We start from the raw sequence: 18,307 nt of genomic DNA, 5'->3' as shown, positions 1-18,307 counted from the left end.
TCCGTCAGGCGTCCTCGACCGCCTCTTGCCCCGATTCGACCGCGGAAGGAAGCCCGCGCACGCGCGCAATCGCCTCGTCCAGCGTAACACGCGAAACCGGCACGCCCGGCGGAAAGGCGGTGAGCAACCGCGACGGCATCGCCGAAGACAGCAGAACGAACGCGCCGCGATCGTCGGCACGGCGGATCAGTCGGCCGAACGCCTGCGCCAGCCGCGCGCGCACGATGCGATCGTCATAGGCCGAACCGCCGTTCGCCAGCCGCCGCGCGGCGTGGAGCACGCTCGGCTTGGGCCAGGGCACGCCCTCCATTGCCACCAGCCGCAGCGAGCGGCCGGGCACGTCCACCCCGTCACGCAGCGCATCGGTGCCGAGCAGCGAGGCGGAGAGATCGTCGCGGAAGATATCGACCAACGTGCCGGTGTCGATCGGATCGACATGCTGCGCGTAGAGCGGCAGCCCTTCGCGGGCGAGCCGGTCGGCGATGCGGGCATGGACCGCGCGCAACCGGCGGATCGCGGTGAACAGCCCGAGCATCCCGCCCCCGCTCGCCAGCGCGAGCCGGGCATAGGCGTTGGCAAGCGCCCCCAGATCGCCGCGCTTCACGTCGGTGACGATCAGCACCTGCGCATGGTTGGCATAATCGAACGGGCTTTGCGTCGAGAAGCGCGCGCCGGGGCGGATCAGATGCTGCGCGCCGCTGCGGGCTTCGGCGACACTCCAGCCCTCGTCCGCATCCGCGCCGCCGCCACGAAGCGTGGCGGAGGTCACCAGCGCGCCGTGCGCCGGGCGCAGCACCACCTCGGCGAACGGCTTGGACGGATCGAGCCAGTGGCGCAGCAGGCCGATATCATAGTCGCGCCCCTCGATCCGGTTGACGATCAGCCAGTCGACGAACTGCTCCGCCGCCGGCCCGCCGACGCGCGCGAGCAAGGCCAGCCACGATGCCACCGTCTCCGCGCGCCAGCCGAGCGAGGCGATCGCACCTTCGATGCGCGCGCGCGCGGGCGCGTCCATCCAGTCCGGCGCGTCGGCCAGCACCGCCTCGAGCCGCCGCCCGAGCGCGACCAGCGGGCGCACCAGGGCATCGAGCGCATGCGCCGCCTGCCCGGCCGCCTCGACCAGCGCTGCGTCGGGCTCGACCAGTTCGGTTTCCAGCCCATAGCCCGCGTCGCCATCGCTCTCGGCACGCGCATAGGTCAGCCCGCGCACGGCGGCGAGGAGATGCTCGATCGGCCCGAATGGCGCGCCTTCCGCCAGCCGTTGCAGCCAGCCATCGGCGGCGAGCGCACCCGCTGCCTTGACCGCATCGGCGATGGCGAGCGCACCCGCCTCGTCATAGCTCGCCACGTCCGACAGTCGCGCCGCCAGCCCACGCCGCCGTCCGCGCCCGCCCGATTCGGGGCCTAGCAGCCAGCGCCGTAATTCGATCGTCTCTTGCCCCGTCAGCGCGGTCGAGAACATCATGTCGGCGGCGTCGAACAGGTGATGCCCCTCGTCGAACACGTAGCGGGTCGGCCGGGTGTTGAGTTCGCGCCCGCGCACCGCGTTGACCATCACCAGCGCATGGTTGGCGATGACGATATCCGCCTCCACGCTCGCCCGCGCGGCGCGTTCGATGAAGCACTTCCGGTAATGCGGGCAGCCGGCATAGACGCACTCGCCGCGCCGGTCGGTCAGCGCGGTATGCCCGGCGCGGCGGAACAGGGTGGTGAGCCAGCCGGGCAGATCGCCGCCGACCATATCGCCGTCCGCGCTATACGCCGCCCAGCGCGCGACCAGTTGCGCAAGGATCGCCGCGCGCCCGGCGAACCCGCCCTGCAACGCATCCTCCAGATTGAGCAGGCACAGGTAATTCTCGCGGCCCTTGCGCGTGACGACCTTGGCGCGCCGCTCGGCCGGATCGGGGAACAGCCGCGTCGTCTCGGCCGCCAACTGGCGTTGCAGCGCCTTGGTATAGGTCGACACCCACACCGCCCCGCCCGCCTTCTCCGCCCACAGCGAGGCGGGCGCGAGATAGCCGAGCGTCTTGCCGATTCCCGTTCCCGCCTCGGCCAGCACGAGGTTGGGCGCATCGCGCACCATTCGCGGGGCGAACGCCTCGGTCGCCGCCTGTGCGAAGGCGCGCTGGCCGGCGCGCTCCTCCGCCGCCGAGCCGGTGAGATGCGCGAGCCGTGCGGCAGTCTCCTCGACGCCCAGCGTCACCGTGCGCGGTGACGGGCGTGGCGCGCTTTCGGACCATTCGGGCAATTTGGTGAACAGCCAGCGCTCCGCCGTCTCGGGGCGATGCAGCCGCGCACCGACGATCGGCGCCCACGGCCAGCGCAGGCGGCCGAGGTTCTGCGTCGCGCTCCACGCCCCCTCGCGCTCGGGCCAGTCGCCGTCGGTCGCATCGAGCAACGCGGAGGCGGCGCGGCGCAGGAACGCAGCCACGTCGCCGTCGCTCGCCGGCACGTCGAGCCCGGCGACACGCGCGAGCCCCTTGGGCGTCGGCACCATGAAGCGCGCCGGGAACAACAGCGCGAACAGCTCAAGCACGTCGAGCCCCGACAGCTCCGCATAGCCGAGCCGCTGCGCCACCAACGGCGCGTTGAGCAGGATGACGGGCGTGTCCGCTGCAATGCGGATCGCCTCGCCCCGCCCGATCGGCCGCGTGCCCGCATCGTCGGCGATCCAGATGCCGCCGTGGCTGGCGTGGAGGGCGGGATGCGGGAGCATGGGATGGAGATAGCGGGCCGGAACAGAATGGCAACCGCTCGTGCGTCAGCTTTGGCGGCTCACCCCGCGCTCAACGCCGCGCGCAACTGGCGGACGAGCGATGGACTGCGCAGGTGCGAGATCACCCCTTCGTAGCGTTCGGCGACCAACGTGCGGCGGATATCCTCCACGCTGCGGCAGCCGCCCGCGCGTGCGAGTTCGAACGCACGCTCGATCGTGCCTTTGGCCGCTCCCGCCGCGCTCAAGGCTTGATGTCGATCTTGACCGCGTTCTTGTTCGAAGGCTCGGCAAGCGGCTTCTTCGCCACCTCTTTCTTGGGCTTGCGAATCTCGCGATTGCTCTTCTTCTGGCTCTTGGCCATCGTATTTCTCCAGTCAGGGGACGGGCGTCAGACCTGCGCCCATTTCGTGCGGACGACCGGCGCGGTGATGATTTTGGTGCGATAGGCAGTACGGATGATGTCGGCATCCGACATCGTGTTCAGCACGACGCGGGTGCCGCCCGAGACGAGCGCCTCGATCGCGCTGATCGTCACGCCGCGCTTGGCGCACATCGCGGTCACATCCTCGCGCGTCGCGTCGATCTGGACGGCGCGCGACATCAGAGCGCTCCGCCCCGCGCATCGCGGTTTCCGGCGGCGATCCGCGCGGCATAGCCGGCGGCGAGGCCGAGGTGCGCACGGCGCGTTTCCGATCCGGCAGCGGCGGCGGCGCGCGACAGCGAGATTTGCTGACGCGAGAGAAGTTCGGTCGGATTCATGAGTCGGTCTTCCGGCTGGTAAGCGGGAGCACGAGTCTCTCAGCCGCCGGCGCTTACACAGAGAAGCGGTGCCGACGATGCCGCAGCCATACCACGCCCCACGCGAATCACGAAATGCGAGCGCCAACCAGCGGGGTGACGCGCGCGTCACTTGGCGCTAGTCCGCTCCGGCTATGACAGAAGACCTCCGCGCCGCCGCCCTCGATTCCAAAGCCTGGCCCTATGAGGAAGCGCGCAAGCTGCTCAAACGCTACCCAAACGGCAAATCGCCGAGGGACGGACACGCGGCGCCGATCCTGTTCGAGACCGGCTACGGCCCCTCAGGGCTGCCGCATATCGGCACGTTCAACGAAGTGCTGCGCACGACGATGGTGCGCAACGCCTTCCACACGCTGTCCGACCAGCCGACCCGGCTGATCGCGTTCAGCGACGACATGGACGGCTTGCGCAAAGTGCCCGACAACGTGCCCAACAAGACGATGCTCGCCGAGCATCTCGGCAAGCCGTTGTCGCGCATCCCCGATCCGTTCGGCACGCACGACAGTTTCGCCGCGCACAACAATGCCCGGCTGCGCGCCTTTCTCGACGATTACGGCTTCGAATACGAGTTCGCCTCTTCGACCGACTATTACGCCGACGGTCGCTTCGACGATGCGCTGAAAAGCGTGCTGCGCCACTATCAGGCGATCCTCGACGTGATGCTGCCGACGCTCGGTGCAGACCGCCGCGCGACCTATTCGCCGGTGCTCCCGGTCAGCCCCAAGTCGGGCATCGTCCTGCAAGTGCCGGTCGAGGTGGTCGACGCCGACGCAGGGTTGATCGCCTTCACCGACGATGACGGCGAGCGGATCACCCAGACGATCCTCGGCGGCCATGCCAAGCTGCAATGGAAGGTCGACTGGGCGATGCGCTGGGTCGCTTTGGGCGTCGATTACGAGATGGCGGGCAAGGATCTGATCGATTCGGTCACGCAATCCTCCAAGATCTGCCGTGTGCTCGGCGGCCGCCCGCCCGAGGGGTTCAATTACGAGATGTTCCTCGACGAGAAGGGCGAGAAGATCTCCAAATCGAAGGGCAACGGCCTGTCGATCGAACAGTGGCTGACCTACGGCAGCCCGGAGAGCCTCGCCTTCTTCGCCTATCGCGAGCCCAAGAAGGCCAAGTCGCTGCACATGGGCGTCATCCCGCGCGCGGTGGACGAATATTGGCAGTTCCGCGGCAATTATGCGGGGCAGACGGCGAAGGAGCGGCTCGGCAATCCGGTCCATCACATCCATGACGGCAAGCTGCCCGAGGGTGAACTGCCGGTGACGTTCGGCCTGCTGCTCAACCTCGTCAGCGTGATGGGGGAAGCGACCAAGGAACAGGTTTGGGGCTATCTCGCCAACTACGTGCCTGACGCGACACCCGAAGCGTATCCCGAACTGGACAAGCTGATCGGCTATGCGATCGCGTATGGCCGCGATTTCGTCGCGCCGACTCTGGTCAAGCGCGCACCCGACGCGGTGGAACGTGCCGCACTCGAACGTCTCGACCGCGACCTCAGCGGTCTGCCGGCGGATGCCGATGCCGAGACGATCCAGAACATCGTTTATGAGATCGGCAAGACGCAGTTCGAAGGCGTGGGCGGCTTCGAGACGCTGCGCGACTGGTTCAAGGCGCTGTACGAAACGCTGCTCGGCTCCTCGCAAGGCCCGCGCATGGGTAGCTTCATCGCCTTATACGGCATCACGAATTCACGCCGCCTGATCGCCGAGGCCCTGGCGCGCGACTAATCGCGCCGCGCCGCGTTATCGCCTCCGCTGCCCACGCCCAACGAGAGTTATATATGGACACCACGACGAGCGCCCAGCACAGCACCGCCGCAATTGACATGATGGGGCCGATCACGGTCGTCCACATCGTGTTGATGATCGCACTGGCGGTCGCCGCGATCCTCGTCATCTGGTGGGGTACCGTGTTGCGTCGTCGTCGCCGTCAGGCGGACGACCAGGTCGCGGAGAATCGCGGGATCGCCGAAGAGGCCGGCGCGACCGCCCCACCCTCCGTGGCATCGCCGATGGGCGACGACGTGCCTGCGACCACGCCCGCCGCGCATACCGCGCCCGAGCCGCAACCCGCGCCGCCGGCTGTGCCCGTCGCGACGCCGCTGCCCTCCCCCACTGTCGCGGCGGAGCCCGCGCCGGTCCCCGCACCGGCGGCAACAGGCGGTTCGGAACTGACGCAACTCAAAGGCCTCGGCCCCAAGCTCGCCGCGACGCTTGCCGAACTCGGCTACACCCGCATCGACCAGATCGCCGATCTCAGCACCGCCGAGGCCGAGGCGCTCGACGCTCGGCTCGGCGCGTTTCAGGGCCGGATGAAGCGCGACCGGTGGATCGAACAGGCCCGGCTGCTCACCGCCGGCGATCGCGCCGGCTACGAAGCGCAGTTCGGCAAGCTCTGAGCTAGCGCGGCCGCGTCCACAGCATCGCATCGCGCGGCATCGGCGGATATAGCGCGCGCCGCCGTCGTGCCTCCCCGAGGGCGCGTACGATGAAGCGCAGCTTGTCGGCGCTGCTGGTGGTGACGCGGTGGTCCCACGCTTGTTCGCCGCGCGCAGCCACCTCCCGGCCGATCGCGCCGTAGATCGCCGCCGCCGCCAACACCGCCCAGGCCGAGCGGAACGGCAGCGCGGGCGTGCCGAAGCGCGCGCTGTCCTCATACGCCGCCGCACGATCGGCGAGGCGGCGCGACAGCACCGCGAGCCGCTTGCGGAACGGCGGCTTCATGTGCTGGCCGGGCGGAAAGTCCATCTCGACCAGCCACTCGATCGGCAGATAACACCGTCCGCCACGATCGTCCTCCTCGATATCGCGCGCGATATTGGCGAGCTGGAAGGCGAGCCCGAGATCGCACGCCCGGTCGAGCGTGGCGTCGTCGTCCGGCGCGACCCCCATAACGATCGCCATCATGCAGCCGACCGCGCCGGCGACATGGTAGCAATAGCGATACAGGTCCGCCTCGCTGCGCGGCCGCCACTCCTCCGCATCGAGTGCGAAGCCCGCGATCAGGTCGCGCGGCAGGCGGTGCGGCATGCCCGTCTCGGCGACGACGATGCGGAGTGCGTCGAACGGCGGATCGCCGACCACTTCGCCCGCCAGAGCAGCTTCCGTCTTTGCGGTAATCTCGGCAAGCCGCGCCTGTGGATCGGCGACGCGGGTGAGGTCACCGCCATGATCCTGCCCGTCGGCGATATCGTCGCACGCGCGGCACCACGCGTAGAGCAGCCACGCCTTTTCCCGGGTCGGTCGGTCGAACAGGCGGCTGGCGGCGGCGAAACTTTTCGACCCGAGCGCGATCGAGCGCTGCGCGGCGGCAACCGTCGCAGCCCGGGTGGGAGACGGAGTGGACGTCACGCGTGCCGCGCGGTCACAGATCCGACGCGCGCATCTTGGTGATCGTCTCGATCGGCTCGTGCGCCGCCATGCTGGCGAGCAATCCGTCGAGCGTGTCGCCGACGATCAGGATGTTCCGGTGCTGCGGGCGCAGGAAGCCGACCTCTCCCATCGTCGCGATGAAGGCGATGAGATGATCGTAATAGCCTGCGACGTTGAGCAGCCCGACCGGCTTGGCGTGGTAGCCGATCTGCGCCCAGCTCAGCGCCTCCCACAGTTCGTCCATCGTGCCGGTGCCGCCGGGCAGGTTGATGAACCCGTCCGATAGATCGGTGAACGCCTGTTTGCGCTGGTGCATGGTCTCGACCACGCGAAGCTCGGTGCACCCCTTATGCGCGACCTCGGCACTGACCAGCGCGGTCGGGATGATGCCGATCACCTCGCCGCCCACTTCGAGCGCGCCATCCGCGACCGCGCCCATCAGCCCGAGCCGCCCGCCGCCATAGACCACGCCGATGCCGCGCTCGGCCAGCGTGCGGCCCACCGCGCGCGCCGAATCGATATAGACCGGATCGGCCGGTGAGGCCGATCCGCAATAGACCGCAAGCCGCTTCACAGAAACGTCGCCCCGGCGCAGGCCGGGGCCGCTGGGTAAGGGAACGCCGTCATCGTACCAAACTCCAACAGGCCGGCCCCGGCCTGCGCCGGGGCGACGGACATCGTCATCACTTCAGATTCTCCAGCATCAACGCCGCCGTCGCCTTTGCGCTTCCCACCACACCTGGAATACCCGCGCCCGGATGCGTACCCGCGCCGACGAAATACAGGTTCGGGATCTGGTCGTCGCGGTTGTGGACGCGGAAAAAAGCGCTCTGCGTCAGGATCGGTTCGAGCGAAAAGGCGCTGCCGAGGTGCGCATTGAGATCGCCCGCGAAATCCTGCGGCGTGTAGCTGAACTTGGTGACGATCCGCTCGTGGATGTCGGGGATCAGCCGCCGCCCGACCTCGTCGAGAATGCGCTTCTCCAGCACTGGCGCGATCTCCGCCCACTCGACCGGGAACTTGCCCATGTGCGGCACCGGCGCGAGCGCGTAGAAGGTCGAATGACCCGCCGGCGCAAGACTCGGATCGGTGACGGTCGGGTGGTGCAGGTAGAGCGAGAAATCCTCCGGCAGCACGCCGTGATCGTAGATGTCGGCGAGTAGCCCTTTGTAGCGCGGCCCGAACAGGATCATGTGGTGCGGAATGCCCGGCCACGTGCCCTTGATGCCGAAATGCACGACGAACAGCGATGGCGACCAGCGCTTGCCCTCGAGCCGCTTCCTGGTGCGCTGCGCGCTGCGCGAGGTCTTCAGCAGATCGCGATAGATGTGCATCACGTCGCCGTTGCAGGCGATCATGTCGGCATCGCCGTGCCAGCCGCTCGCCGTGGTGACGCCGGTCGCGCGGTCGCCGACCGTCTCGATGCTCGCCGCCGCGTCGTTCAGCCGCAGCACGCCGCCAAGCCGCTCGAAATGCCGGACCATGCCCGCGACCAGCCGGTTGGTACCGCCACGCGCGAACCACACGCCGCCGTCGCGCTCCAGCTTGTGGATCAGCGCATAGATCGCGCTCGTCGTCATCGGATTGCCACCGACCAGCAAAGTGTGAAACGACAACGCCTGACGGAGATGCTCGTCCTTCACGAACGACGACACCACCGAATAGACCGACCGCCACGCCTGATAGCGCGCCAGCGCGGGCGCGGCCTTGATCATCGCCGAGAAGTCCAGGAACGCGGTCGCGCCGAGCTTCACATAGCCCTGCTCGTACACGCCCGCCGCATATTCGAGGAACTTGCGATACCCGGCGACGTCGTCCGGGTTCAGCCGCGCGATCTCGGCGGTCAGCGCGGGGTCGTCGTTCGAATAGTCGAAGCTCACGCCATCGGCCCAGTTGAGCCGGTAGAACGGCATCACCGGCACCAGCGACACGTCCTCGGCCATGTCGCGCCCGCTGAGCGCCCAAAGCTCCTTCAGGCAGGCGGGATCGGTGATGACGGTCGGACCGGCATCGAAGGTGAAGCCGTCCTTCTCCCAAACATAGGCACGGCCGCCCGGCTTGTCGCGCGCTTCGACGATGGTCGTGTCGATCCCCGCCGATTGCAGGCGGATGCCGAGCGCGAGGCCGCCGAAGCCGGCGCCGATCACGATCGCGGTACGGGTCGGCGGCGGCATCAGCGCGCGCCCGCCAGCGCCAGAACGGCGCGGCCGATCGGCACCGGCGGCCGGCCGGACAGGATGCGCATCTTGTCCGTCATCGTCGTAGTTCCTGCGTAAAAGCGCCCGATCAGGTCCGGATCGAGACGGTAGAAGCGTTCGAGGATGCGGTATCGTTCCTTGGGCTCGGCAGCGCGAAACAGCATCTTTGCGAGGATACGATAGAAGCCGCGCTCACGCCACAGCCGTCGTGCATGGCGATAGCTCAGATCGTGCAGCGCCGCGCCCGACAGGTCGCTCGCGCGCGCGATCAGCCCGGCCAGCTGCACCGCATCGGGCAGCGAATATCCGGTCATCGGGTGGAACAGCCCGGCGCGCATTCCCGCCTTGGCCACGCCCGCGCCGCCGCTCGCCCAATAGCCCTCGAAATCGCCCCCCATCGCCACCGGCAGCACCCCCGCCTCCGCGCGCAGCAGCCGCTCGGGCGCCCAGCCCTGCCCGGCGGCGTAGGCGGCGATCCGGGTCGCCAGCGCCTCATGGTCGAGATCGGGCGTGTCGCTGTAATAGGTGTCCTCGATAAACATTCGCGTCGCGGTGAACGGCAGGCAATATATGAAGCGATAGCCGTCTTCCTGCGCGACCGAACCATCCATCACGATCGGGCGCGTGACGTCGTGCGGCGCGGCGAGATCATATTCGCGGCCGAGGAACTTCTGCCAGCCAAGCTCGAGCAGCCCGAGATCGGCCGGCCCCCGCGCATCGATCACGCCCTTGGCGGCGATGCCCGTGCCGTCCGCGAACGTCACGCCGGCCTGCGTCACCGCGACGACGCTGCGCCCGCTCATCACCATGTCGGGTGCGAGCGCGGCGCGCACGACCTGGTCGAGCCGTTCCGATTCGATCGAGTAATAGGGCTGCGCGATGCTGCGACGGTGCGCGGGAAAGGCGACGTCATATCCCGCCCAGCCGTGGCAGACGAGCGGCGCGACCAACCCGCGATCCCCCGCCGCGATATCGGCGGCGAAGAACGACCAGACGTGGTTGCCGCCAAGGTGATTCGCTTCCTCGACCACGCGCAGATCGAGATCGGGACGAACCTTGCGCAACGCGAGCGCGATCAGACCCCCCGCGAGACCGCCGCCGACGATCGCGAGGTCGCAGTAATGGACTTCGGGCATCGGCAGCCCCTACCCGATTCAGCGGGCGGTGCAAATCATGGCGCAACCGTGTACGGGTGCAGACGTGACAACAACGCTCGCCATCCTCTTGTCCGCGCTCGCCATGTCGGTGATCGTCGCGGTGCGCTACCTGCTCGTCAGCGGCGCTTTCGCGGCGGCGACACGGGCGCGGCATCCGGGGCTTTATGCGGGCTTGGACGGGCAGATCCGGCGCGAGATCGGCTGGAGCCTCGCCGCCGCCGCGCTGTATGGCGTGCCCGCGGGCGTGGTCGCCTGGGGCTGGCAGAACCGTGGCTGGACGCGGATCTATGCCGATCTCCATGCCTGGCCGCTCTGGTATCTGCCGGTCTCGGTGCTGCTGTACCTGTTCGCACACGATAGCTGGTTCTACTGGACGCACCGCTGGATGCACGATCCCCGGCTGTTCCGGCGCATGCACGCGGTCCACCACGCCAGCCGCCCGCCGACCGCCTGGGCGGCGATGGCCTTCTCGGTTTCCGAATCGCTTACCGGCGCACTGGCGGTGCCGCTGCTCGTGTTCCTGATCCCGATCCATCCGATCGGGCTGGCGATCGTCCTGACGGTGATGACGGTGATGGGCGTGACCAATCACATGGGATGGGAGATGTTCCCGCCACTGCTGTGGCGCGGCCCGATCGGCGGCTGGATCATCACGGCGAGCCATCACCAGCGCCATCATCAGCATTATGGGGGAAATTATGGGCTCTATTTCCGGCTATGGGACCGGCTGTGCGGCACCGATCTCGGCCTTGGCGACTTCGCGCGCGATCATGCGCGCGCGGCTGCCCGCACTGGCGGCGCTCGCGCTGGTGATGCTGCCGGCGGCGACACCGGTCGCTGAGCTGTCGCTCGACGTGGCCGGGCTGCGCTCCGCCAGGGGCGTGGTGCGGGTGTGCCTGACGGCAGTCGCCGACAATTTCCCCAAATGCATCGACACGGCCGAATCGACCACGCGGACGGCCCCGGCGGGCGCGGGCGCGATCCGCTTCGCCGGTCTTCCGCACGGCGATTATGCGATCGCGGTGATTCACGACGAAAACGGCAACGGCAAGCTCGATACGATCGCCGGAATCCCGCGCGAAGGCTTCGGCTTCTCACGCAACCCGCCGATCCGCTTCGGTCCGCCGCGCTTCGCCGCCGCGCGCTTCACGCTGGCGGGCGCGGCGGACCGGCAGCAGGTCCGCATGCGCTACCTGCTGTGAGCGCGGATCAGGGGCGGCGGAACTTGTACACGAACTGGTCGGTGTGGCCGCGAATCGCGGGATCGAACACCTTCAGCGTGTGATCGTCGGCCGGGTTGGCGAGCGCGTTCGATTCGCCGACGAACTTGAAGCCGGCGTTGACGATCTGCCGCTTGACCGCCGCCGGATCGATCCGGTGCAGCGTCTCGGTATCGGCAAGCCCCGATCCGGCCGGCGCGGCATGATCGACCACGATGTAGGTGCCGCCCGGCTTGAGCGCCTTGAACACTGCCGCATTGAACGCGGCCAGCGCCGGCTCGCCGCCGCCCTTGTTGGCGAGATCGTGGTAGTTCTCGACCGTCCACACCACGTCGACCGGCTTGGCGACGGTGATGATCGCCGGATCGACCGCGACGGTCACGTTGGCGAGTCCCCGCGCCTGAAGCGCCGGCATCGCCTTGGCGCCGTAGCCGGCGGCGGCATTGGGCCACAGCGCATAGACATGCCCGGTCGGACCGACCACGCCGGTGAAGATCCGCGTCCAATATCCGCCGCCGGGCAGCACATCGACCACTTGCTGGCCGGGCTTGATGCCCGCGAACGCGATCACCTCGGCGGGCTTGCGGCGCGCGTCATCGCCCTGCTGGTCGGCGCGCGCGGGATCGGCGAGCGCCCTCGTGATGACGGGGGCGATGACCGGCGACACGGTGGGTGCGGCGAGGATCGCGCCCGGTACGGCGAGCGCGGCGACGACAGCGAGGGCAAGGTAACGCATCGGCTGATCCTCTTGTGATTCGCCCGCGATGTTACCGCTTCGGTACGACACTGCAATGACCAGCGGACCTGGACCGCCCGCCGATCCGCATGCGCCTCACACGTCGAGGTTGGCGACGTTGAGCGCATTCTCCTGGATGAACTCGCGGCGGGGTTCGACCACGTCGCCCATCAGGCGGGTGAAGATCTCGTCCGCCACGTCGGCCTGCTCGATTTCGACGCGCAGCATCGAACGGTTCTGCGGATCGAGCGTGGTTTCCCAAAGCTGCTCGGGGTTCATCTCGCCCAGGCCCTTGTAGCGCTGGATCGCCAGGCCCTTACGGCCAGCGGCGAGGATCGCCTCAAGCAATTGCGACGGCCGCGCGACCATCGATTCGCCCTTGCCGATCGCGATCGGCGCGGCAGTCTCGCCGTTGGCTTCCTCGGGTGCTGCGTCCGCCTCGGCTTCCGCCGCCGAAGCGGCTGCGGCGGCTGCGCGGGTCGGCACAAGTCGCGCGGTCTGCGCGTAGTCGTCGGCCTGTTCGGCGGCGAGCGCGTGGAGCTTGCGCGCCTCCGCCGAGACGAGGAACGCGGCTTCGAGGATGTGGTGATCGGTCACGCTGCGCCACAACCGCTTGAAGTGGATGCCGCCCTCCTCGCTCACGTCCGCCGACCAGCGCGCCTCGGGATCGGCCGCGTCGAGCCCGGTCACCACGGTCGCGACCAGCGGCTGGCGCGCGCCTGCATCGAGCGCTGGATCGAGCGCGCCGCCGAGCGCGAGCGCCTCGATGATGGTCGGATCGTAGCGGCGCGGCACGTAGCGCATCAGCGTGCGCATCCGCCGCGCATGATCGACCAGCTGGCGCAGGTCCGCGCCCGAACGCGTGCCACCCGCGACACCTTCCAGCACGGTCGAGGCGACCCCGTTCTCGACCAGATATTCGTCGAGCGCGGGATCGTCCTTGAGGTACACTTCCGAACGCCCGCGCGTCGCTTTGTAGAGCGGCGGCTGCGCGATGTAGAGGTGTCCGTTGGTGATGATCTCGGGCATCTGCCGGTAGAAGAAGGTCAGCAACAGCGTGCGGATATGCGCGCCGTCCACGTCGGCGTCCGTCATGATGACGATCTTGTGGTAGCGCAGCTTGGCGATGTTGAAATCGTCACGGCCGATGCCGGTGCCCATCGCCTGGATGAGCGTGCCAATCTCACGGCTCGACAGCATCCGGTCGAAACGCGCGCGCTCGACGTTGAGGATCTTGCCCCTGAGCGGCAGGATCGCCTGGAAATGCCGGTCGCGCCCCTGCTTGGCCGACCCGCCCGCCGAATCACCTTCGACCAGGAACAGTTCGGACTTGGCCGGATCACGCTCCTGACAATCGGCGAGCTTGCCGGGCAGCGAGGCGATGTCCATCACGCCCTTGCGCCGGGTCAGTTCGCGCGCCTTCTTGGCGGCCTCGCGCGCGGCGGCGGCGTCGATGATCTTGGCGACGATCGCCTTGCCGTGCGCTGGGTTCTCCTCCAGCCACTCGGCGAGCTTGTCGGCCATCAACGATTCAAGCGGCTGGCGCACCTCGGACGAGACGAGCTTGTCCTTGGTCTGGCTGCTGAACTTCGGGTCGGGCAGCTTGACCGAGACGATCGCGGTGAGCCCCTCGCGCATGTCGTCGCCGGTGAGCGTCACCTTCTCCTTCTTGAGCAGCCCGCTCTTGTCCGCATAGCTGTTGAGCGTGCGCGTCAGCGCCGCGCGGAACGCGGCGAGATGCGTGCCGCCGTCGCGCTGCGGGATGTTGTTGGTGAAGCAGAGGACGTTCTCGTAATAGGAGTCGTTCCACTCCAGCGCGACGTCGATCGTCACGTCGTCGCGCGTGCCCGCGATTGCGACCGGCTCGGGCATCAGCGGCTGCTTGTTGCGGTCGAGATACTTCACGAACGCGGCGATCCCGCCCTCGTAGAACAGCTCCACCGTCTTGATGTCCTCGTGCCGCCCATCGGTGAGGAACAGCCGCACGCCCGAATTGAGGAACGCCAGCTCGCGGTAACGGTGTTCGAGCTTATCGAAATCGAACTCGGTGATCTTGAAGGTGGCCGGCGACGGGAAGAACGTCACCTTGGTGCCCTTCTTGCCATTGGCGTCACCGACGACCTTCAAGGGCGCGACCGCATCGCCGAATGCGAAGCGCATGTAATGCTCCTGCCCGTCGCGCCAGATCGTCAGATCGAGCCACTCGGACAGCGCGTTGACCACCGAAACGCCAACGCCGTGCAAACCGCCCGACACCTTGTAGGCGTTATCGTCCGAGGTGTTCTCGAACTTACCGCCGGCGTGAAGCTGGGTCATGATGACCTCCGCCGCCGACACGCCTTCCTCGGAATGGATGCCGGTCGGGATGCCGCGCCCGTTATCCTCGACCGAGACCGAGCCGTCCGCGTTGAGCGTGATGTCGATCCGGTCGCAATGCCCGGCGAGCGCCTCATCGATGGCATTGTCCGACACCTCAAACACCATGTGGTGCAGGCCCGAACCATCGTCGGTATCGCCGATGTACATGCCGGGGCGCTTGCGGACCGCGTCGAGGCCCTTGAGGACCTTGATCGAATCGGCGCCATATTCGTTGGGATTGGAGGCTGCGGGCGTGGGTGTCGTCATAGCGAGGATATAGGCATCCGCGCCTTGAAACGAAAGCGAAATGGGCGAGTCGCGCGCCTTCTCCTCAGCGGGTCAGCCGAGCAGCGCGGCGACCTCGGTGAAGTCGGCGGCGATCGCCGCGACGCCGAGCGCACGCAGCCGGTCGGCATGGTCGGGCGCACAATGGCTGCCGCCGCAGAAGCCGATCACATAGCCGCCCGACGCCACCGCGCCGGTCGCGCCGACGATCGAATCCTCAAGGATCGCGGCGCGCGCGATATCGACCCCGATTGCCCTGGCCGCGTAGAGATAGAGGTCCGGGGCGGGCTTGCCGTGCACGACATGCTCCTTGCCCGAATAGAGATGGTCACCAAACGCGTCGCGCAGGCCGATATGGTCGAGGTGCCGCGAAATCCACGCGGTCGAACTCGACGAGGCGATCGCCTTGGGAAGGTCGGCGGGGAGCGACCGAATGAAGGCGGCCGCGCCGGTGATCGCGTCGATACCGGTCGCCATCACGCGCGCGTCCTCGATACGGCGCGCGGCGTAGAAATCCTCCCCAAGCGTCGCGCCGATATGCGTCTCGATCGCGTCGATGAAACTGCTGCCCGACAGCCCCATGAAGCGCGCCATCGCCTCGCCCTTGGAGATCGGATGGCCGATGCCGGTCAGATACCGCGCGAGGTGCGCGTTCCCGAGTGCCTCGCTGTCGATCAACACGCCGTCGAAATCGAAGATGATCCCGGCAAACTTCATGCGCGTGCCCCGAACAAGGCACTGCCGACCCGGACGTGGGTCGCGCCGAGTGTAACGGCGGTCTCGAAATCCGCCGACATGCCCATGCTCAGCCCGGCGAGCCCGTGATCGCGCGCGAGCTTCGCGAGCAGCGCGAAATAGGGTGCGGCTTCGACATCGGCGGGCGGCACCGCCATCAGCCCCGCCACCGGCAGCGCCGCATCGCGCGCGGCGGCGAGCAGCGCAGGCAGATCGGCGACCGCGCAGCCGCCCTTCTGCGGCTCGTCGCCGATGTTGACCTGAAGGAAACAGTCGGGCTGCCGCCCCTGCTTGTCCATCGCCTTGCCGAGCGCGGTGACAAGCGAAAGCCGATCGACCGAATGGATCGCATCGAACAGCGCCACCGCCTCCTCGGCCTTGTTCGACTGGAGCTGGCCGACGAGGTGGAGCGTCACGTCGGGGAAGCGTTCGCGCAAGAGCGGCCATTTCGCCTCCGCCTCCTGCACGCGATTTTCACCGAACACGCGCTGCCCGGCCTCGAGCAACGGTGCGATCGCCTCGGCCGGGTGCGTCTTGGAAATCGCGATCAGCGTCACGTCGGCCGGTTGGCGACGAGCGAGGCGCGCGCTGTGGTCAATCGCGGCGTGGATGGCGGCAAGCGCGGCGGCGGGATCGTCGGAAGGCATCGCGGGCGCTATAGGATGCGACATGCGCCCCCGCCACCCCGTTCCCACGCTCTGGCTGATGACCGACGAGCGTATGGGCGATGCGCTGTGGCCGGCGGTGGCGCGGTTGCCGCGCGGTGCGGGCATCGTGTTCCGCCATTATGCGACGCCGCTGCGTGGGCGACGCGCCCTCTTCGCCCGCTTGGCGAAAGTTGCCCGGCGGCGCGGCCTCTTACTGCTGCGTGCCGGTACGGTGCCGTTGTCGGCGTGCGAACCGGGGACGCATAACGTACGGCCGGTCCGCGGCATCATGACCCGTGCCGCACACGATCGCCGCGCGGCGGTGGCGGCGAAGCGGGCAGGCGCGGCAGCGATCTTCGTCTCGCCCGTGTTCGCGACACGCTCGCACCCCGACGCGCGCGCGCTTGGCCCCTTGCGCGCGGCGGCGATCGGGCGGAGACTGGGTGTGCCGGTGATCGCACTGGGCGGGATGGATGCACGGCGCTTCGACCGGTTGCGAGGCCTCGGCTTCCATGGGTGGGCGGCGATCGACGCCTGGTTGTGAGCGACCGTCTTACCTGCCCAGCACTCCGGCCGACGATTTAGCCGCTGGAAGTGTAGGCACGGATGTGAAGAGGTCGCGTCCGTCTCCAATGGAACGGCGTACGATGTTTGCGACTCGCCCTGCCGTTCCATCCGCTCAGAAGCGGAACGCGGTTCCGATATAGACGGCCTGGCTGTCATGACGATCGACGGTGCTCAGATCGTTGAGACGATCGCTGCGCTCGGTCTTGTAGCGCACGCCCGCGGTCACATCGAAGTTATGCGTCAGGCGGTACGAGCCGCCGACATCGACCGAATAGGCTGGCGCTTCCTCGATCAGCTTCGGCCCACCGGGAAGCGGACGGTCGGTAGCAGCTTTGACCTGTCCGCTGAAACGGCGGCCAGAATAGCTCACCCCGACATCGGCCGATTCGCGGCTACCCGGCAGTCCGGCGAGATCGATCTTGGCCATGTCACCCGAAACCGCAAACCGCCGCCAGCCGACCGCAACGCCGAGATTATAGGCGATCGGCGCAAGCTGCACCGCCGAGGCCGGCGCTGCGCCTACGACCCGGTCGGCGTTGACGACGCCGCGTGCGGACCGCGCCTGCACCGCCACGGTTACCGCACGGCTGCCCTCGCGACGCGAATCGGCTGGGGTGAAGCGAAAGCCCGATGTGTCGAGCCCACCACGCGCGAAGATCGCCGCCAGCCGAGGATCGGCGGCAGCCGGCGTGAAGGAACCCATGCCGTGGTACACCGGTGCGACCGTCTGTGCGAGCCGCGCCTTGGCATCGTCCGATGCGCCGATCGCAGGCGCGACAGCGAGGCCGGCGGCGACGAGCGCCCCCATACCGATCCCTGCCAACACGCGAATCGAAATCACCGGAAAATCCCCGTCGTCCCTGTCCAGCCACGGCCCCGCGCCACAGCTGTTCTTATATGTTAGAACGCGCCTATCACGATTCCATTCCCGTCTGCCACTATCCTGACTCAATTTATCAGACATGTGGTGTCCGGGCCACAGGGGGAGCCGCGCTCGCGGCTTGCGGCTGGCCCGGTACATTCTATAGAGACAGCTTCTCATGACCTCGCTCAGGAAACCGCCCATGTCCCGCCCGTTGCGCACCGCGATCGTGGTCTCGCTGTTATTGTCGACCGCCGCATGCGCCCACAAGGGTGGCCATCCCAAGTCCGCCGCGCTTGCGCCCTCCCGGGTGAACACGATCGGCGTGAACAGCTACCTGTGGCGCGCGAGCCTCGATACGCTGAGCTTCATGCCGCTGCTCCAGACCGATTCCAACGGCGGCGTGATCGTCACCGACTGGTACGTCAACCCGGCCGCACCGACGGAGCGGATGAAGGTGACGGTAACGATCCTCGATCAGGATCTGCGCGCCGATGGTCTGCGTGTCGCCGCTTTGCGCGAAGTCAATCAGGCCGGCCAGTGGGTCGATGCGCCGGTGCAGGCGGCGACCGTGCAGAAGCTTGAGGACATCATCCTCACCCGCGCGCGCGACCTGCGTCGCGCGGCCGTGACCAACTGATCGCGGGG

Annotated in this window: 19 protein-coding genes; 6 read left to right on the top strand and 13 right to left on the bottom strand. The window is 68.0% G+C overall.

The window, feature by feature from the left end:
- Positions 1-4: 4 nt before the first annotated feature.
- The 4 genes from AC3ANX_RS00165 to AC3ANX_RS00150 form a co-directional block, all read right to left on the bottom strand.
- Positions 5-2,716 carry an ATP-dependent DNA helicase gene (locus AC3ANX_RS00165; RefSeq protein WP_488335054.1) on the bottom strand — a complete coding sequence of 904 codons (2,712 nt, stop codon included), beginning with the start codon at positions 2,714-2,716 and terminating at the stop codon, positions 5-7.
- A 59-nt stretch (positions 2,717-2,775) separates the two neighbouring features.
- Complete coding sequence (locus AC3ANX_RS00160; RefSeq protein ID WP_488335053.1) at positions 2,776-2,961, bottom strand: hypothetical protein; 186 nt, start codon at positions 2,959-2,961, stop codon at positions 2,776-2,778.
- Positions 2,962-3,104: 143 nt separating this feature from the next.
- Entirely contained in the window at positions 3,105-3,317 is a 213-nt protein-coding gene (locus tag AC3ANX_RS00155; protein WP_488335052.1) for a hypothetical protein, read from the bottom strand.
- Positions 3,317-3,475, bottom strand: coding sequence for a hypothetical protein (locus AC3ANX_RS00150; RefSeq protein ID WP_488335051.1), 159 nt, complete (start codon positions 3,473-3,475; stop codon positions 3,317-3,319). Before AC3ANX_RS00150 ends, AC3ANX_RS00155 begins: the two co-directional genes overlap by 1 nt.
- 173 nt (positions 3,476-3,648) lie before the next feature.
- Here AC3ANX_RS00150 and AC3ANX_RS00145 point away from each other — a divergent pair, with 173 nt between their 5' ends.
- Positions 3,649-5,250, top strand: a complete 1,602-nt coding sequence (locus AC3ANX_RS00145; protein ID WP_488335050.1) for a lysine--tRNA ligase — start codon at positions 3,649-3,651, stop codon at positions 5,248-5,250.
- 53 nt (positions 5,251-5,303) lie between these two features.
- On the top strand, positions 5,304-5,921 hold the full coding sequence (locus tag AC3ANX_RS00140; protein ID WP_488335049.1) for a helix-hairpin-helix domain-containing protein: 618 nt from the start codon (positions 5,304-5,306) through the stop codon (positions 5,919-5,921).
- Position 5,922: 1 nt separating this feature from the next.
- On the opposite strand, the gene AC3ANX_RS00135 is transcribed toward AC3ANX_RS00140, so the two are convergent.
- The 4 genes from AC3ANX_RS00135 to crtY all read right to left on the bottom strand — a co-directional run bounded on the left by AC3ANX_RS00135 (position 5,923) and on the right by crtY (position 10,228).
- Entirely contained in the window at positions 5,923-6,873 is a 951-nt protein-coding gene (locus AC3ANX_RS00135; protein ID WP_488335048.1) for a phytoene/squalene synthase family protein, read from the bottom strand.
- Between the two features lie 13 nt (positions 6,874-6,886).
- Positions 6,887-7,468, bottom strand: coding sequence for an LOG family protein (locus AC3ANX_RS00130; protein WP_488335047.1), 582 nt, complete (start codon positions 7,466-7,468; stop codon positions 6,887-6,889).
- A 109-nt stretch (positions 7,469-7,577) separates the two neighbouring features.
- Positions 7,578-9,068: a phytoene desaturase gene (locus AC3ANX_RS00125; RefSeq protein ID WP_488335046.1), complete on the bottom strand. Its 1,491-nt coding sequence runs from the start codon at positions 9,066-9,068 to the stop codon at positions 7,578-7,580.
- On the bottom strand, positions 9,068-10,228 hold the full coding sequence (crtY, locus tag AC3ANX_RS00120) for a lycopene beta-cyclase CrtY (RefSeq protein WP_488335045.1): 1,161 nt from the start codon (positions 10,226-10,228) through the stop codon (positions 9,068-9,070). Before crtY ends, AC3ANX_RS00125 begins: the two co-directional genes overlap by 1 nt.
- A gap of 103 nt (positions 10,229-10,331) precedes the next feature.
- On the opposite strand from crtY, the gene AC3ANX_RS00115 reads away from it, so the two are divergent.
- Both AC3ANX_RS00115 and AC3ANX_RS00110 read left to right on the top strand, forming a co-directional pair.
- Complete coding sequence (locus tag AC3ANX_RS00115) at positions 10,332-11,090, top strand: sterol desaturase family protein (protein ID WP_488337022.1); 759 nt, start codon at positions 10,332-10,334, stop codon at positions 11,088-11,090.
- On the top strand, positions 11,020-11,451 hold the full coding sequence (locus tag AC3ANX_RS00110; RefSeq protein ID WP_488335044.1) for a DUF2141 domain-containing protein: 432 nt from the start codon (positions 11,020-11,022) through the stop codon (positions 11,449-11,451). Before AC3ANX_RS00115 ends, AC3ANX_RS00110 begins: the two co-directional genes overlap by 71 nt.
- Positions 11,452-11,458: 7 nt before the next feature.
- Here AC3ANX_RS00110 and AC3ANX_RS00105 read toward each other — a convergent pair whose 3' ends face one another.
- The 4 genes from AC3ANX_RS00105 to AC3ANX_RS00090 form a co-directional block, all read right to left on the bottom strand.
- Complete coding sequence (locus AC3ANX_RS00105) at positions 11,459-12,205, bottom strand: class I SAM-dependent methyltransferase (protein WP_488335043.1); 747 nt, start codon at positions 12,203-12,205, stop codon at positions 11,459-11,461.
- Between the two features lie 96 nt (positions 12,206-12,301).
- Complete coding sequence (gene gyrB, locus AC3ANX_RS00100) at positions 12,302-14,830, bottom strand: DNA topoisomerase (ATP-hydrolyzing) subunit B (protein WP_488335042.1); 2,529 nt, start codon at positions 14,828-14,830, stop codon at positions 12,302-12,304.
- Between the two features lie 72 nt (positions 14,831-14,902).
- Positions 14,903-15,565: an HAD family hydrolase gene (locus AC3ANX_RS00095; protein WP_488335041.1), complete on the bottom strand. Its 663-nt coding sequence runs from the start codon at positions 15,563-15,565 to the stop codon at positions 14,903-14,905.
- Complete coding sequence (locus AC3ANX_RS00090) at positions 15,562-16,230, bottom strand: YggS family pyridoxal phosphate-dependent enzyme (RefSeq protein ID WP_488335040.1); 669 nt, start codon at positions 16,228-16,230, stop codon at positions 15,562-15,564. The genes AC3ANX_RS00095 and AC3ANX_RS00090 overlap by 4 nt, the downstream gene beginning before the upstream one ends.
- A gap of 22 nt (positions 16,231-16,252) precedes the next feature.
- On the opposite strand from AC3ANX_RS00090, the gene AC3ANX_RS00085 reads away from it, so the two are divergent.
- On the top strand, positions 16,253-16,774 hold the full coding sequence (locus AC3ANX_RS00085; RefSeq protein WP_488335039.1) for a thiamine phosphate synthase: 522 nt from the start codon (positions 16,253-16,255) through the stop codon (positions 16,772-16,774).
- 135 nt (positions 16,775-16,909) lie between these two features.
- On the opposite strand, the gene AC3ANX_RS00080 is transcribed toward AC3ANX_RS00085, so the two are convergent.
- Positions 16,910-17,638: a hypothetical protein gene (locus AC3ANX_RS00080; RefSeq protein ID WP_488335038.1), complete on the bottom strand. Its 729-nt coding sequence runs from the start codon at positions 17,636-17,638 to the stop codon at positions 16,910-16,912.
- Between the two features lie 223 nt (positions 17,639-17,861).
- Here AC3ANX_RS00080 and AC3ANX_RS00075 point away from each other — a divergent pair, with 223 nt between their 5' ends.
- A complete protein-coding gene (locus tag AC3ANX_RS00075) occupies positions 17,862-18,299 on the top strand; it encodes a DUF3576 domain-containing protein (protein WP_488335037.1) in 438 nt (145 codons plus the stop codon).
- Positions 18,300-18,307: the final 8 nt, after the last annotated feature.

It is taken from the genome of Sphingomonas sp. BRN-1R, assembly GCF_057748035.1.
Note: the sequence above shows the minus strand (reverse complement) of the source record. Positions and strands in the feature narration are given on the sequence as shown.

Excerpts from the sequence above, each read along its gene's own strand:
- AC3ANX_RS00145 (WP_488335050.1), top strand. The coding sequence starts at position 3,649 with ATGACAGAAGACCTCCGCGCCGCCGCCCTCGATTCCAAAGCCTGGCCC.
- AC3ANX_RS00105 (WP_488335043.1), bottom strand. The coding sequence starts at position 12,205 with ATGCGTTACCTTGCCCTCGCTGTCGTCGCCGCGCTCGCCGTACCGGGC.
- gyrB (WP_488335042.1), bottom strand. The coding sequence starts at position 14,830 with ATGACGACACCCACGCCCGCAGCCTCCAATCCCAACGAATATGGCGCC.
- AC3ANX_RS00150 (WP_488335051.1), bottom strand. The coding sequence starts at position 3,475 with ATGAATCCGACCGAACTTCTCTCGCGTCAGCAAATCTCGCTGTCGCGC.
- AC3ANX_RS00125 (WP_488335046.1), bottom strand. The coding sequence starts at position 9,068 with ATGCCGCCGCCGACCCGTACCGCGATCGTGATCGGCGCCGGCTTCGGC.
- AC3ANX_RS00075 (WP_488335037.1), top strand. The coding sequence starts at position 17,862 with ATGTCCCGCCCGTTGCGCACCGCGATCGTGGTCTCGCTGTTATTGTCG.
- AC3ANX_RS00090 (WP_488335040.1), bottom strand. The coding sequence starts at position 16,230 with ATGCCTTCCGACGATCCCGCCGCCGCGCTTGCCGCCATCCACGCCGCG.
- AC3ANX_RS00115 (WP_488337022.1), top strand. The coding sequence starts at position 10,332 with ATGTCGGTGATCGTCGCGGTGCGCTACCTGCTCGTCAGCGGCGCTTTC.
- AC3ANX_RS00165 (WP_488335054.1), bottom strand. The coding sequence starts at position 2,716 with ATGCTCCCGCATCCCGCCCTCCACGCCAGCCACGGCGGCATCTGGATC.
- AC3ANX_RS00095 (WP_488335041.1), bottom strand. The coding sequence starts at position 15,565 with ATGAAGTTTGCCGGGATCATCTTCGATTTCGACGGCGTGTTGATCGAC.
- AC3ANX_RS00110 (WP_488335044.1), top strand. The coding sequence starts at position 11,020 with ATGCGCGCGCGGCTGCCCGCACTGGCGGCGCTCGCGCTGGTGATGCTG.
- AC3ANX_RS00155 (WP_488335052.1), bottom strand. The coding sequence starts at position 3,317 with ATGTCGCGCGCCGTCCAGATCGACGCGACGCGCGAGGATGTGACCGCG.
- crtY (WP_488335045.1), bottom strand. The coding sequence starts at position 10,228 with ATGCCCGAAGTCCATTACTGCGACCTCGCGATCGTCGGCGGCGGTCTC.
- AC3ANX_RS00140 (WP_488335049.1), top strand. The coding sequence starts at position 5,304 with ATGGACACCACGACGAGCGCCCAGCACAGCACCGCCGCAATTGACATG.
- AC3ANX_RS00085 (WP_488335039.1), top strand. The coding sequence starts at position 16,253 with ATGCGCCCCCGCCACCCCGTTCCCACGCTCTGGCTGATGACCGACGAG.